The organism is Achromobacter sp. 1L-A-4-B-C2, from assembly GCF_057291955.1.
On record NZ_JBXAWP010000004.1, the window covers coordinates 34,957 to 48,351 of the forward strand.

15 protein-coding genes are annotated in these 13,395 nt (G+C 64.1%); 12 read left to right on the forward strand and 3 right to left on the reverse strand.

The window, feature by feature from the left end:
• Nucleotides 1–16 precede the first annotated feature (16 nt).
• Nucleotides 17–1,432 carry an aminotransferase-like domain-containing protein gene (locus AC0Z35_RS18815; RefSeq protein ID WP_485132505.1) on the reverse strand — a complete coding sequence of 472 codons (1,416 nt, stop codon included), beginning with the start codon at nt 1,430–1,432 and terminating at the stop codon, nt 17–19.
• Between the two features lie 191 nt (nt 1,433–1,623).
• Between AC0Z35_RS18815 and AC0Z35_RS18820 the strand changes: the two genes are divergently transcribed.
• The 10 genes from AC0Z35_RS18820 (at nt 1,624) to AC0Z35_RS18865 (ending at nt 10,615) form a co-directional block, all read left to right on the forward strand.
• On the forward strand, nt 1,624–2,544 hold the full coding sequence (locus tag AC0Z35_RS18820) for a DMT family transporter (RefSeq protein WP_046806153.1): 921 nt from the start codon (nt 1,624–1,626) through the stop codon (nt 2,542–2,544).
• The gene (locus AC0Z35_RS18825; protein ID WP_485132506.1) at nt 2,541–3,185 is read left to right on the forward strand and encodes a LysE family translocator; all 645 of its coding nucleotides are present in this window, start codon (nt 2,541–2,543) and stop codon (nt 3,183–3,185) included. The genes AC0Z35_RS18820 and AC0Z35_RS18825 overlap by 4 nt, the downstream gene beginning before the upstream one ends.
• Before the next feature lie 136 nt (nt 3,186–3,321).
• Complete coding sequence (locus AC0Z35_RS18830) at nt 3,322–4,209, forward strand: alpha/beta hydrolase (RefSeq protein WP_046806172.1); 888 nt, start codon at nt 3,322–3,324, stop codon at nt 4,207–4,209.
• 128 nt (nt 4,210–4,337) lie between these two features.
• Complete coding sequence (locus AC0Z35_RS18835; protein ID WP_046806151.1) at nt 4,338–5,249, forward strand: dihydrodipicolinate synthase family protein; 912 nt, start codon at nt 4,338–4,340, stop codon at nt 5,247–5,249.
• Between the two features lie 87 nt (nt 5,250–5,336).
• The gene (locus tag AC0Z35_RS18840; RefSeq protein ID WP_120153798.1) at nt 5,337–6,092 is read left to right on the forward strand and encodes an ABC transporter ATP-binding protein; all 756 of its coding nucleotides are present in this window, start codon (nt 5,337–5,339) and stop codon (nt 6,090–6,092) included.
• The gene (locus AC0Z35_RS18845) at nt 6,085–6,810 is read left to right on the forward strand and encodes an ABC transporter ATP-binding protein (protein ID WP_104145137.1); all 726 of its coding nucleotides are present in this window, start codon (nt 6,085–6,087) and stop codon (nt 6,808–6,810) included. Before AC0Z35_RS18840 ends, AC0Z35_RS18845 begins: the two co-directional genes overlap by 8 nt.
• A 70-nt stretch (nt 6,811–6,880) precedes the next feature.
• Nucleotides 6,881–8,086, forward strand: a complete 1,206-nt coding sequence (locus AC0Z35_RS18850; RefSeq protein ID WP_104145138.1) for an ABC transporter substrate-binding protein — start codon at nt 6,881–6,883, stop codon at nt 8,084–8,086.
• A gap of 9 nt (nt 8,087–8,095) precedes the next feature.
• On the forward strand, nt 8,096–8,998 hold the full coding sequence (locus AC0Z35_RS18855) for a branched-chain amino acid ABC transporter permease (protein ID WP_104145139.1): 903 nt from the start codon (nt 8,096–8,098) through the stop codon (nt 8,996–8,998).
• Between the two features lies 1 nt (nt 8,999).
• Complete coding sequence (locus AC0Z35_RS18860; protein ID WP_052946069.1) at nt 9,000–9,965, forward strand: branched-chain amino acid ABC transporter permease; 966 nt, start codon at nt 9,000–9,002, stop codon at nt 9,963–9,965.
• Nucleotides 9,965–10,615: a GntR family transcriptional regulator gene (locus AC0Z35_RS18865; protein ID WP_046806146.1), complete on the forward strand. Its 651-nt coding sequence runs from the start codon at nt 9,965–9,967 to the stop codon at nt 10,613–10,615. The genes AC0Z35_RS18860 and AC0Z35_RS18865 overlap by 1 nt, the downstream gene beginning before the upstream one ends.
• On the opposite strand, the gene AC0Z35_RS18870 is transcribed toward AC0Z35_RS18865, so the two are convergent.
• On the reverse strand, nt 10,590–11,147 hold the full coding sequence (locus tag AC0Z35_RS18870; protein WP_485132507.1) for a multidrug/biocide efflux PACE transporter: 558 nt from the start codon (nt 11,145–11,147) through the stop codon (nt 10,590–10,592). The two genes, AC0Z35_RS18865 and AC0Z35_RS18870, sit on opposite strands and share 26 nt — an antisense overlap.
• A gap of 94 nt (nt 11,148–11,241) precedes the next feature.
• Here AC0Z35_RS18870 and AC0Z35_RS18875 point away from each other — a divergent pair, with 94 nt between their 5' ends.
• Nucleotides 11,242–12,120: a LysR family transcriptional regulator gene (locus AC0Z35_RS18875; RefSeq protein WP_485132508.1), complete on the forward strand. Its 879-nt coding sequence runs from the start codon at nt 11,242–11,244 to the stop codon at nt 12,118–12,120.
• A 19-nt stretch (nt 12,121–12,139) separates the two neighbouring features.
• On the opposite strand, the gene AC0Z35_RS18880 is transcribed toward AC0Z35_RS18875, so the two are convergent.
• Entirely contained in the window at nt 12,140–12,949 is an 810-nt protein-coding gene (locus tag AC0Z35_RS18880; RefSeq protein WP_052946068.1) for a ChbG/HpnK family deacetylase, read from the reverse strand.
• A 36-nt stretch (nt 12,950–12,985) separates the two neighbouring features.
• On the opposite strand from AC0Z35_RS18880, the gene AC0Z35_RS18885 reads away from it, so the two are divergent.
• On the forward strand, nt 12,986–13,378 hold the full coding sequence (locus tag AC0Z35_RS18885; RefSeq protein ID WP_082134564.1) for a GtrA family protein: 393 nt from the start codon (nt 12,986–12,988) through the stop codon (nt 13,376–13,378).
• Nucleotides 13,379–13,395 lie beyond the last annotated feature (17 nt).

Genomic DNA, 13,395 nt, shown 5'->3' on the forward strand with positions numbered 1-13,395 from the left:
GATAGATAGCTGCCTATTATTGATTGTAGGAGCCGTTTTGAGCGAACAGTTTTTCCAATTGGGTCCAGATCCGGCGGTCGTCCGCGATGGACACGGAAAAGCGCAGCATCGTGGACGGCGCCTGGGACGGTGAAAACAGCGTGCCCGGCGCCAGCAGCATCCCCTGGTCAGCCGCTTCACGCGCCAGCACCTCGCTATCGCGGCCGCAATCGGCCCAGACGAACATGCCCGCGTTCGGTTCGTGCGGCACCGTCAGGCCCAGTTTCAAGAGCGTTTTCAGGCAGCGCTGGCGAGCCTCGTCCACGCGGGCGCGCACGCGCTCGATGTGGCGGCGGTATTGCCCTTCCATCAGCACCCGGTGGATCACGCGTTCACCCAGTTCCGGCGACGTCAGGCCGGCCAGCATTTTCAGGTCGGCCAGCTTTTGCAGGATGTCGGGGTTGGCGGCCACATAGCCGACGCGCAGGCTGGCCGCCAGCATCTTGGAATAGCCGCTGACCAGGATGACGCGGTTCAACCGGTCCAGCACCGCCAGCTTCATCGCGCCGCCGGGATGCAGCTCACCGTAGGTGTCGTCTTCGACGATGACGAAATCGTGCCGTTCGGCGATGCGCAGGATGTCGTAGGCCACACCGGCCGACAGCGTGTGGCCGGTGGGGTTGTGCACGGCGCTGTTGATGATGAACAGCTTGGGCTTGTGCTCGGCGGCAAGCTGTTCCAGTTGCGCGATGTCGGGGCCGTCCGGCCCGCGCGGCACGCCGATCAGGCGCGCGCCAAACGCCGCCAGGCGCCCAAAGATGACGAACCACGCGGGGTCTTCCACCAATACGGTGTCGCCCGGTTTGACGAAGTGCCGGGCGATCAGGTCCAGGCCGTGCGTGACGCCGTTCGTGGTCAGCAAATTCAGCTCGGGGTGCGCAGGCACGCCGTCATTCTGCAGCGACGCCGCGATCTGCTGGCGCAGCGGGGCGAACCCTTGCGGGTGCCCGTAGCTGACCAGATTCGCGCGCACCGATCGACCCACCGCGCGCACCGCGCCGGCCACCATGTCAGGGTCCAGCCAGTCAGCCGGCAGCAAACCGGCCCCGCCCGGCATGCCCAGCGAACTGGTTTCGCGGAACATGCTGCGCAATAACCAGGCGATGTCGATACGCGCGGGCGGCGCCAGCGACGTGGCCGGCGCTGCGGCCACCGCCGCCAGCGGGCCGCTGCGTGCGCGCACAAAGAAGCCCGCGCCGCGTCGCGACTGCACCAGCCCGCGCGCGACCAGGCGGTCATAGGCTTCCACCACGGTGAAGCGGCTGACGCCCGACTGTTCGGCCATTTTGCGGATGGAAGGCAAGCGCGTGCCCGGGCGCAGGCCCTGTTCATCGATACGGCGGGCCAGGCCATCGGCCAGTTGCGTGACCAACGAGGTGTCGGCCTGACGCACTGGCATCCAGGGCAGGGAAGAGGCAGGAGGGGGAGGCGGAGCAACTGTCATGGGATTTGGACCAGGCCAGTGATTAAAGTGATATGCAAAAGTGTACCGGTACTGTACCGATAACTATGCGTAGAGTGACAGCAATACGAACGGCCCGCAACCACGCTTCCGTTCCTTTCAGAATTTTTTTGGCAACCATCATGTCCCGATCCGCGCTTTACCCCTCGGCCCAGACGGCGCCCGCCGCGCCACCCCCTGTCTGGGAAGGCTATGGCTACGGGTTCCTGGGTGTACTGGTCTTTTCGTTGACGCTGCCCATGACGCGGCTGGCCGTCGCGGAACTGGCGCCGCTGCTGGTGGGCCTGGGGCGCGCATTGGTGGCGGCCGTACCGGCAGTGGCCCTGCTGTGGATCACGCGTAGCCGACGGCCGACGCGGCAGGAATGGCCGGGCGTCATCCTGGCGGCGCTGGGCATAGTGGTGGGGTGGCCGCTGGCCTCGTCGCTGGCGATGCAGACCGTGCCGTCCGCACAGGGCGCGGTGTTCAATGGATTGCTGCCGCTGTCGACCGCCGCGTTTGCCGCGTTGCGCAGTGGCGAGCGGCCGTCGGCCGCCTTCTGGGCGTGGGCCACGGCCGGCGCGGCCCTGGTCACGGTGTATGCGCTGCGCCAGGGCAACGGCACGTTGACCACCGGCTATCTGTGGCTACTGGTTGCCGTGGTGCTAGGCGGCATGGGTTACGCCGAAGGCGGCCGCGCGGCGCGTACGCTGGGCGGATCGCGCACCATCTGCTGGGCGCTGGCGATCAGCGCGCCGGTGGTAGCGGCGCCCGTGGGCTGGATGGCGGCGCAGGCCCACTGGCCCAGCGCGGCCGTGGTGTCCGCTTGCGCGTATCTGGCGTTCGGATCTATGTTTTTAGGGTTCTTCGCGTGGTATCGCGGCTTGGCCGTGGGCGGCATCGCCCGCGTGGGGCAAGTCCAGTTGTTGCAACCGTTCCTGACTGTCGTGGCGGCCGCATTGTTGTTTGGTGAATCCGTGGAGGCGTCGACGTTCGTGTTCGCCGCCACCGTGATCGCCGTTATCGCCGGCGGACGCCGCGCCATCGTAAGGACCAAAAAATGACTCTGTTCCCAACCAACTGGGCGGACGTGCCCCTGGCTTCCGCGTCGCTGTTGGGGCCGCTGGCGCTGTTCGCGCTGGTCAGCTCGATAACGCCGGGGCCCAACAACGTGATGCTGGCCTCGTCGGGGCTGAACTTTGGATTCCGCCGCAGCCTGCCGCATTTACTGGGCGTGAACCTGGGGTTCACCTTGATGATCTTCCTGGTGGGCGTGGGCCTGGGGTCGGTGTTCGAGCAGGTACCCGCGCTGTACACGGTGCTGAAATATGCCGGCGCGGCCTACCTGCTGTATCTGGCCTGGAAGATCGCCAATTCCGGCGACATGGAAGATGGCGAAGCGCGCGGCAAACCGTTCACGTTCCTGCAAGCCGCCGCGTTCCAATGGGTCAACCCCAAGGCCTGGGTGATGGCGGTGGGCGTCGTGGCCACCTACACGCCTCAGAATGGATTCTTTGCCAACCTGGTCATCGCCACCGTGGTGTGCGGCGTGGTCAACCTGCCCAGCATCGGCGTGTGGGTGACCTTCGGCACGGCGCTGCGCCGCGTGCTGCACAAGCCCTGGGCCGTACGCGCGTTCAACGTCGGCATGGCGCTGCTGCTGGTGGCGTCCCTGTATCCGGTGGCACTGGATTTGATGCATTAAGCCGAGGCCGCCCCGACAGCAGGCGCGGCCAGGGATGGCGGCCGGCAGCCTCGGGCAGCCTCTCATTGACGGGCGCGACACGTGCAGGAGTATGCTGACGGCGGAACCCAGCCGGCCCGACAGGGTCATATCGTCCATGCCCGCCCTGCCCCGCTTTTCCCCCCGCCGATTGTTCATTGCCGCCGTGCTGGCCGCCGCCAGCGTGGTCGGCTGCTCGCAGCTGGATTCCTGGCAACGCCAGACGATCTTTTCACCGCAGTCCGAGCCCCAGACCTGGTGGCGCGAACCCGCCGCCGGCACCAAGGTCTACGACCTGGCGCTGGCCAACGGCGACAAGATTCGCACCTGGTATTGGCAAAGCCCCAGCGCGGGCGCGCCTACCGTGCTGTATCTGCACGGCGCGCGCTGGAACCTGAACGGCAGCGCTTTTCGCATCGATGGTTGGACCCGCATGGGCTATTCCGTGCTGGCCATCGACTATCGCGGCTTTGGCGCGTCCACCCCCCGCCTGCCGTCGGAAGAAAGCGCGTTGGAAGACGCCATGGCCGGCTTGAAAGAGCTGGCCCGTCTGCAACCCGATCCCGCCCGCCGCTTCGTCTACGGCCATAGCCTGGGCGGCGCCATCGCCATCGACCTGGCGGCGCGCCCCGAGCAACCTGACTTTGCGGGCCTGATCGTGGAATCCAGCTTCACCAGCATCGGCGCCATGTTGGGCACGTTGCGTTGGGGCAAGGTCCCGGGCGCGGGGCTGCTGGTCACCCAGCCCTTCGATTCCGTGCAAAAGCTGGCGCAGTTGCACACGCCGATGCTGTTCATGCACGGCACCGCCGACCGTGTCGTGCCGCACACCATGAGCGACGAACTCTTCGCCGCCGCGCGCAACGTGGCGCCCGAGTTAAAGCGCCTGGTCAAGATCGAAGGGGCTTCGCACTCAGGCGCCTTCCGCAGTGGCCCGCAATACGACGCGGCCGTCAAAACCTTCATGCAGGACGCGTCGCGCGCCTACTCCCGCAAATCGGGCTGACGCGCCGGGAAAACCCGCTATCGGGAAACTCCCATATAAAAATATCTACTAAATATATTTAACGGATATTAGACTTTCTCCTGTTCGCCGCTCCCCCTTGAAGCGACGGCATCTTCAGGAGAAGCCAGTTGAGTAACGTGCGTTGGCAGGGCGTATATCCTGCCGTAACCAGTAAGTTCCACGCCGACGAATCGCTGGATTTCGAAGCCATGCGCAAGCATTTCGGCTTCTTGATCGACAACGGGGTTCACGGTCTGGTCACCTGCGGCTCGCTGGGCGAAGCCAGCACCCTTACCCTGGAAGAAAAGCTCCAAGTCACGCGCTGCGCTGTCGAAGTCAGCGCGGGCCGCATTCCCGTGCTCGCCAACGTGTCCGAGACCAGCACCCGCGAAGCGGTGCGCTTTATCAAGGCAGCAGTCGAACTCGGCGTGGACGGTTTCATGCTGATGCCTTCGCTGATCTACGTCGCCGACGCGCGCGAGGCGATGCAAAGCATCCGCACCATGGCCGAAGCCGCGCAAAAGCCCTGCATGATCTACAACAACCCGGTTGCTTACCGCGTGGATCTGAAGCCCGAGCACATGGTCGAGCTGGCCGACTGCCCCTGGCTGGTCGCCATCAAGGAAAGCAGCGACGACATCCGCCGCCTGACCGACCTGCGCAATGCGCTGGGCACGCGCTATCAGCTGTTCATCGGCGTGGACGACCTGTCGTTCGAGGCGCTGGCGCTGGGCGCAGACGGGCTGCTGGCCGGTTTGGTGACCGCATTCCCCCGCGAAACCGTGGCGCTGTATGACTTGATGAAAGCCGGCAAGTGGCAAGAGGCGTTGGCGCTGTATCAATGGTTCACGCCGCTGTTGCACCTGGACGTTTCCACCAAGCTGGTGCAGAACATCAAGCTGGCCGAAACGCTGGCCGGCGTCGGCAACGAGCATGTGCGCAAGCCGCGCCTGCCCCTGGTCGGCGCGGAACGCGAGCGCTGCACCGCCATCATCCAGGCCGCGATAGCCAAGCGCCCCAAAGCCTACCAGTCGACGTAAGCCACCCCACCCGCCCGCAGCACCATCCCCGGAAGGCCGCGCGGCGCGGTGTTCCGGGGCTGCCTCCACGCACGCTCATCGGACACCATGCAAAGCGACATCATCCTTCAGACCCGTGGCCTGACCAAGGAATTCCGCGGCTTCGTGGCAGTCAATAACGTCGACCTGAACGTGCGGCGCGGCGCCATCCATGCGCTGATCGGCCCGAATGGGGCGGGCAAGACCACGTTTTTCAACTTGCTGACCAAGTTCCACATCCCCACGCGCGGCGAAATCCTGTACGACGGCGTCGACATCACGGCAGAGCGCCCCGCCCAGACCGCGCGCCGGGGCATCGTCCGATCGTTCCAGATATCGGCCGTATTTCCGCAACTGTCGGTGCGCGAGAACGTGCGCGTTGCCTTGCAGCGCAAGCTGGGCGTGGACTACTGCTTCTGGCGGTCGGAACGCACGCTGGAAAGCCTGCACCACCGCGTCGAGGAACTGCTGGACCAGGTCGGCCTGCGCACGCATCTGGAGGTGCCCGCGGGCGACTTGCCGTATGGCCGCAAGCGCACCCTGGAAATCGCCACCACGCTGGCGCTTGAACCCGAGTTGCTGCTGCTGGACGAACCCACGCAAGGCATGGGCCACGAAGACGTGGACCGCATCAAGCACCTGATCAAGCAGGTATCCGCGGGACGCACCATCCTGATGGTCGAACACAACATGAAAGTGGTGGCGGACATCTCCGACACCATCACCGTCTTGCAACGGGGCGAGATCCTGGCGGAAGGCCCCTACGCCACCGTATCGATGAACCCGGCGGTGCGCGAGGCCTACATGGGAGCCGACGATGAATAACGCCCACGCCGGCGGGTCCGGCAACCTGCTTGAAATCCGCAACCTGCACGCCTGGTATGGCGAATCGCACATCCTGCATGGCATCGACCTGGACGTGAAGCCCGGCGAATGCGTGACGCTGCTGGGCCGCAACGGCGCGGGCCGCAGCTCGACGCTGAAAGCCATCCTTGGCCTGGTGGGCCGCCGCAGCGGCTCGATCAAGGTGCAAGGCCAGGAAACGGTGGGCATGCCCACTCACAAGATCGCGCGCCGGGGCATCGGTTATTGCCCTGAAGAGCGCGGCATCTACGCGTCACTGACCGCGGAGGAAAACCTCATGCTGCTGCCCTCTGTGGGGCCGGACGGCATGTCGGTGGAAGAGATCTACACGATGTTCCCTAACCTGAAAGAGCGTGCGCAAAGCCCCGGCACGCGGCTGTCAGGCGGCGAACAGCAGATGCTGGCGATGGCGCGCATCCTGCGCTCCGGTGCTCGCCTGCTGTTGCTGGACGAAATCACCGAAGGACTGGCGCCTGTGATCGTGCAGTCGCTGGGCCGCGTGATCCGGCAATTGAAAGAGCGCGGCTACACCACCGTGCTGGTCGAACAGAATTTCCGCTTCGCCCAGCACCTGGCCGACCGCCATTACGTCATCGAACACGGCCAGGTGGTTGCCGTGATCGACCGTGCCGACGTCCAGCAATCGCAGGACAAGCTGAACACCTTGCTGGGCATTTGAAGTTTTGCCGTATTGGTTTTTCCGTATTCCTTCCGACCGCAGTGCCCCTTCCTACACGGAGCGTAGTCAGATGAAATTGAACCGAATTGCAGCAGCGTTGCTAACCCTGGGTGTCGCCGGCGCCGCCCACGCGCAGGCCAAGATCAGCGATGACGTCGTCAAGGTGGGTGTGCTGACCGACCTGTCCGGCGTGTATTCCGACCTGGCCGGTAACGGCTCGGTGATCGCCGCGCGCCTGGCCGCCGAAGAGATGGGCAACAAGGTGCTGGGCAAACCGGTGGAAGTGGTGGCGGCAGACCACCAGAACAAGCCGGACGTCGCCGCCAACTTGGCGCGCGAATGGTTCGACCAGGGCAAGGTCGACATGATCACCGACTTTCCCACCGCATCCACCGCGCTGGCCGTGATGGAAATCGCCAAGCAGAAAAACCGCGTGACGATGCCCTCGGCGGGCCTGTCCACCGCCATCCTGGGCGAAAAATGTTCGCCGCTGAATGCGCAATGGACCACCAACACGTACGCGCTTGCCGCCGGCACCGCGCGCGCGCTGGTGCAAGAAGGCAAGAAGACCTGGTACTTCATCACGGCCGATTACACGTTTGGCCATTCGCTGGAAAAGGACGCGACGGAAGTCATCAAGGAAAACGGCGGAACGGTCGTGGGCGTATCGCGCCACCCCTTCCCCGGCAACGACTTTTCATCGTTCCTGCTCAAAGCCCAGGCATCGAAGGCAGACGTGATCGCGCTGGCCAACGCGGGCAACGACACGGTCAACGCCGTCAAGCAAGCGAACGAATTCGGCATCAACAAGAAGCAGATCGTGGCGCCGTTGCTGACGTATATCTCGGACGTGCACAGCATGGGCCTGCCCAAGGCGCAGGGCATGTACCTGACCGAAGCGTTCTACTGGGACTATGACGACGCCTCGCGCGCATGGGCCAAGAAGTTCTTCGAAAAAGCCAAGAAGATGCCGACCGCCTCGCAGGCCGGTGTGTATTCCGCCACGCTGTCCTACCTGAAGGCGATCGAAGCCGCCGGCACCGATGACGCGCCCGCCGTGATGGCCAAGCTGCGCGAGATGACCATCAACGACGCCGTGATCCGCAACGGCCATCTGCGCGCGGACGGCGCACTGGTGCACGACATGCTGCTCTTGCAGGTGAAAACGCCCGCGCAGTCCAAGGCCCCGTGGGACTACTACAACGTGAAGTCGGTACTCAAGGGCGAGGACGTGTTCCCCAAGCCCCAGGCCGCCTGCCCGCTGAACAAGTCCTAAGCCCGCGCCATGTTCGACATCTCGCTCCCCGCCCTGTTGGCCCAGTTGCTGGTCGGGCTGATCAACGGCTGCTTCTACGCCATTCTCAGCATGGGGCTGGCCATCATTTTCGGCCTGCTCAACATCGTCAACTTCACGCACGGCGCGCAGTTCATGATGGCGGCGTTCCTGGCGTGGATCGGCTTCACGCAGCTGCCGCAATTGCTGGGCCCCGGCGTGCAGGTCAACTTCTGGGCCGCGCTGATCCTGGCGCCTCTGGTGGTGGGCGCGGTGGGCGTCCTGATCGAAAAGACGCTGCTCAAGCGGCTGTACCACCTGGACCATCTGTATGGGCTGCTGCTGACCTTCGGTATCGCGCTGATGATGGAAGGGGGCTTCCGTTACTTCTACGGCATTTCCGGGGTGGGCTATGAGCCGCCCGAGATCCTGCAAGGCGGCTTCGACCTGGGCTTCATGTTCTTGCCGGCGTACCGAGGTTTTGTGGTGGTGGCGTCGCTGACGCTGTGCATCGCGACCTGGTACCTGTTCGAGCGCACCCGCCTTGGCGCCATGCTGCGCGCCGGCACCGAAAACCCGAAGCTGCTACAGGCGTTCGGCGTCAATGTTCCGGTGATGATCACGCTGACGTACGGCTTCGGCGTGGCGCTGGCCGGCGTGGCGGGCGTGCTGGCCGCGCCCGTCATGCAGATCAACCCGTTGATGGGGTCCAACCTGCTGAACATCGTGTTCGCCGTGGTGGTGATCGGGGGGCTGGGTTCCATCATGGGCGCCATCGTCACCGGCCTGGCGCTCGGGCTGCTGGAAGGGCTGACCAAGGTGTTCTATCCCGAAGCGTCCACCGTTGTCGTGTTCATCGTGATGGCCGTCGTGCTGTTGATGCGCCCCGCTGGCTTGTTCGGCAAGGAGAAATAAGGTGTCGCGCATTCCGTTTTCCATTCGCATCCTGGCCTTGCTGCTGGTGCCCGCGCTGCTGGTGCCGTTCTTCCCCCAGGTCGTGTACCCGGTGTTCGTCATGAAGGTGTTGTGCTTTGCGCTGTTTGCGCTGGCCTTCAACCTGCTGACCGGGTTTACCGGCCTGGTGTCTTTCGGCCACGCCGCGTTTTTTGGCTGGGCCGGCTACGCGGCGGGGGAAATGATGATCCTGTTCGGCGCACGCGGCCTGCCGCCCGAGCTTGCCATTGTGTGCGGCGTGGCCATGGCGGCCGCCATCGGGTATGCGATAGGCTGGCTGGCCATCCGCCGCACCGGCATCTATTTCGCAATGATCACGTTGGCGCTGTCGCAGGTGGCGTACTTCATGGCGGTGCAGGTCGGCTGGACGCGCGGCGAGGACGGCATGCAGGGCATTCCGCGCGGCAAGTTCCTTGGGCTGGTGGACCTGAGCGTAGACACCAACATGTATTACTTCGCGCTGGGCGTGTTCGTGCTGGGCTTTCTGTTCGTCTACCGCGTGATTCATTCGCCCTTCGGGCAGGTGCTCAAGACCATTCGGGACAACGCGCCGCGCGCCATTTCGCTAGGTTACGATACGGATCGGTGCAAGCTGCTGGCCTTCGTGCTGTCCGCGTCGGTTGCCGGTCTGGCCGGCTCCCTGAAGGCGCTGGTGCTGCAATTGGTGGCCCTGAACGACGTGTCGCTGGCCACCTCCACCGAAGTATTGCTGATGACGCTGCTGGGCGGCATCGGCACGGTGTGGGGCCCTGTCGTGGGCGCTACGCTGGTGGTCAGCCTGCAGAACTATCTTGCCACCCTTGGCGATGTTGTCACCATCGTCATCGGGCTGATTTTCGTGTTGTGCGTGTCGTTCTTCCGACGCGGGTTCGTCGGCGAATGGCTGGCGTACACGCAGTGGCGCAAAACGAAGGAAAACAATAATTGATGGCAGGAGCAGAACCCAAACGACGCGCCGCGGACGTCGCCTACGACCAGATCGAAAGCATGATCGCCACCTTGCAATTGCAGCCTGGCAGCGCGGTCGTGGAAGCGGAACTTGTCGAGAAAACCGGCCTGGGGCGCACGCCCCTGCGCGAAGCATTGCTGCGCATGGTGGCGGCTGGCCTGATCCGCCAGGAGCCCCGGCGCGGCTTGCGCGTATCGATGATCCAGCTGGCCGACCACATGGATCTGATCCAGACGCGCCGCGCGCTGGAACAATTGATCGCCGCCAGCGCCGCCCGCCGCGCCACGCCCGCGCAGCGCACCCAGATCGTGGAATGCGCCGCGCAGATGATTCGCGCCTCGGAAGGCGGCAACCTTGACGACTACATGCACGCGGACCAATTGCTGGACCACGTCTGTCATCTGGCTTGCCGTAATGTGTCTGCCGTGAATGCGGTCGAACCGCTGATCATCCAGTGCCGGCGCTTTTGGTACGCCTATCAGCACGAAGGCGACATCGCGGAAGGCGCGCGCCGCCACATGCTGATGGCGCAAGGCATTGCCACCGGCAACGAAGCCGACGCCATCAAGGGCGCCGATTCGTTGATGGACTACCTGGAAATGTTTACGCGCAAGGTGATTGACGCGTAACGGCGGCAGCCCCCGCCGGCGCCACGGCCGGAGCGATACCGGCGGCGTCGGCCGGCGCGGCTTGCGCCTTGCCGCGTCCCAGCCACGCCATGACGCGCGGACGGGACCGGTCATAGGCCAGGTTATACAGAAACGCGTAGGGCAGATAGAACAGCACCAACGCGATATCCAGCACAAAGGCTTCCCAAAGGCTGATGTCCAGCCACCAGGCCGCCAGCGGAATCACGATCAGGATCAGGCCCAGCTCAAATCCAAACGCGTGCACCACGCGCATGCGCATGTTGCGCACGAAGCCCAGGCGGTTTTGCAGGCGGTCGAAGCCGGCGTTGTAGATCATGTTCCAGACCAGCGCGATCCAGGCGATGACGGCGGTGAGCACGCCCATTTCGAACAGGGATTTGCCCATGGCCCAGGCAGCGGCCGGCGCGCACAGGCCGATGGCCAGGATTTCAAACAGGAAGGCGTGAAAAAAACGCTCTTTGAGCGTTTTGGTGACTTGCTTTTTTTGGGTAGGGGTGTGAGTGGCTTGCATGACCCGCCTGCGGTCGGTTTGTCAGAATGGAAGCGATTTTCCACGACATTTCCGTTACGATAAAGATACTATCCATCGGAATTCCCGATAATTCATGCGCCACTCTCTTGAATCCCTGGCCGCGTTCGCCCAGGTTGCCTCTGAAGGCTCGTTTTCGGCCGCTGCCCGCAAACTGGGCAAGAGCCAGTCCACCATCAGCGAAACCATCGCCAACCTGGAAGTCGACCTTAACGTCACGCTGTTCAACCGCAGCCAGCGGCAACCCGCGCTGACCGAAGCAGGTCAGGTGCTGCTGGGCCAGGCCTTGCAGGTGCTGGCCGCGAACGATCGCTTCAACCGCAGCGCCAATCAGTTGGCCGACGGGCTTGAGCCCCGGCTGACCGTGGTGCTGTCGGACACGTTCCAGTCCAAGACCTTTGAGAACATGCTCAGCCAGATCGACCAGCGCTACCCCGCACTGCGCTTCGAATGCCTGATTGCGGAGTATGAAGACGTGGTGGCGTTGGTGCAGCAAGGCCGCGCGCACCTGGGCCTGATGGCGGCGCAAGACGACTACCCCCCTGACGTGGCGCATGCGACGCTGCCGGAACGATCCGAAATCGTGCTGTGCGTGGGTCGCGGGCACCCGCTAGCCGACCGTCCCGCCGTCAGCAACGACGAGCTCAAGACGCACCGCGAATTGCGGCTCAGCACTTACGAACTGGACGACAAGGACACGGCGCCGCCCCACGCAACGTGGTCCGCGCCCGGCTATCTGATGCTGCTGGAAATGGCCAGCCTGGGGTTCGGCTGGACCGAGCTGCCTCGCTGGATGATTCAGCGTTTTGGCCGCGACCAATTGGTGGAACTGACGGTGCCCGGCTGGCCGCGCCACATACGCGTCGACGCCGTGTGGTCTACCCGCCGCGCGCTGGGGCCGGCGGGGGCATGGTTGCTGGAAAGCCTGACCCGGGCAGACGACACGCCGGCATGATGCCCGCGCGGCGTAGCGATCAGTGCGTGGGCAGACGTGAAATGCGCACGCCGTTGGCGTTCATCCAATCACCCAGTTTGGGGCTGGCCAACACGTCGAATTCAGCGCGCCGTTGTCGCGACATGGCACTGCCCTCTTGGCTATTCATCGCGGGATGGCACATCAGCAGATCCCCATCGCGCGCGTTGAACAGCCAGTTCTGCAGCAGGCCGGCATAGCGCCGCTTGCCGCCGTCGAATCCATACACGCCCAGCAGCCGGCGATTGGTGCGCAGGCCGTCGCGGCTTGCCTGACGCGCCAGCGCTGCCGCCCCCAACGCGCCGATGATGCGCGCCTTGATCGCTTCCTTCATGGGGATGCCGCTAAGCATGCCCGGCGCCGTCTGACGCAGCCACGGGCGTTGTTCGCCAAAGCGCCGCTTCAGTTGCGCCAGCACTTGATCGCGCACGCCCGGCAACTGGTGCACGTGTTGATGGCCGTCGATATAGTCGGGCGCGCGCCCCAGGGCGGCTTCAAAGGCGTCGAACTGGCGGTTCAATTGCGTTTGCACCCAGGCCGCGTCCAGTCGCCCTGTGTACGCGCTGATGATGAGTTTGCTCAAGGACGGCATCGGTTCGGCATCCGCGCCCAGCGACTCGGACAGGTTCACATGCAAGCCGATATCCACGTTGCGCGCGCCAAGCCGGCGAGCGTTGGCGGCAAACGTCGGGCCAAGCGACAAGCAGCTGACAGCGCTGATGCGCCCCATGTCGGCCAACGCAATCATGCCTTCATCGATGTCGGCATTCATGCCAAAATCGTCGCCGCAGACTATGACTCGTTTGCTCATTGCATTTCCTCGCAGTTCCATTCCACTTGGGCACTCATGCGCGCCTTGCTTCGTCAGATCAGCCTGTTTGTCGCCGTCGGATGCGCGGCTGCCGCCACCCATTGGGCGGTGGCTGTCGGCTGCGTCGAAGCCTTCGCCCTGCCCCCGCTGGCCGCCAACCTGATCGGCTGGCTGGTCGCCTTCGTCGTATCTTTTGCCGGCCACTATCGGCTTACGTTCAGACATGCCCAAATACCCTGGACCATAGCGATCCGCCGTTTCTTTTTCATTTCAGCGGCGGGCTTTTTCATCAACGAATCGGCCTACGCGCTGCTGCTGCACACCACCAGCATCCGCTACGACGTGTTGCTGGCATTGATCTTGATCGGGCTGGCGTTCGCCACATTCATCGCGAGCCGTCTGTGGGCGTTTCGCAAGCCCACCGCGTAATGGTTGCGATGCAATGC

Coding starts and splice junctions, on each gene's coding strand:
- AC0Z35_RS18880 (WP_052946068.1), bottom strand. CDS start 12,949: ATGAGCAAACGAGTCATAGTCTGCGGCGACGATTTTGGCATGAATGCC.
- AC0Z35_RS18865 (WP_046806146.1), top strand. CDS start 9,965: ATGGCAGGAGCAGAACCCAAACGACGCGCCGCGGACGTCGCCTACGAC.
- AC0Z35_RS18825 (WP_485132506.1), top strand. CDS start 2,541: ATGACTCTGTTCCCAACCAACTGGGCGGACGTGCCCCTGGCTTCCGCG.
- AC0Z35_RS18820 (WP_046806153.1), top strand. CDS start 1,624: ATGTCCCGATCCGCGCTTTACCCCTCGGCCCAGACGGCGCCCGCCGCG.
- AC0Z35_RS18875 (WP_485132508.1), top strand. CDS start 11,242: ATGCGCCACTCTCTTGAATCCCTGGCCGCGTTCGCCCAGGTTGCCTCT.
- AC0Z35_RS18845 (WP_104145137.1), top strand. CDS start 6,085: ATGAATAACGCCCACGCCGGCGGGTCCGGCAACCTGCTTGAAATCCGC.
- AC0Z35_RS18855 (WP_104145139.1), top strand. CDS start 8,096: ATGTTCGACATCTCGCTCCCCGCCCTGTTGGCCCAGTTGCTGGTCGGG.
- AC0Z35_RS18830 (WP_046806172.1), top strand. CDS start 3,322: ATGCCCGCCCTGCCCCGCTTTTCCCCCCGCCGATTGTTCATTGCCGCC.
- AC0Z35_RS18885 (WP_082134564.1), top strand. CDS start 12,986: ATGCGCGCCTTGCTTCGTCAGATCAGCCTGTTTGTCGCCGTCGGATGC.
- AC0Z35_RS18870 (WP_485132507.1), bottom strand. CDS start 11,147: ATGCAAGCCACTCACACCCCTACCCAAAAAAAGCAAGTCACCAAAACG.
- AC0Z35_RS18840 (WP_120153798.1), top strand. CDS start 5,337: ATGCAAAGCGACATCATCCTTCAGACCCGTGGCCTGACCAAGGAATTC.
- AC0Z35_RS18850 (WP_104145138.1), top strand. CDS start 6,881: ATGAAATTGAACCGAATTGCAGCAGCGTTGCTAACCCTGGGTGTCGCC.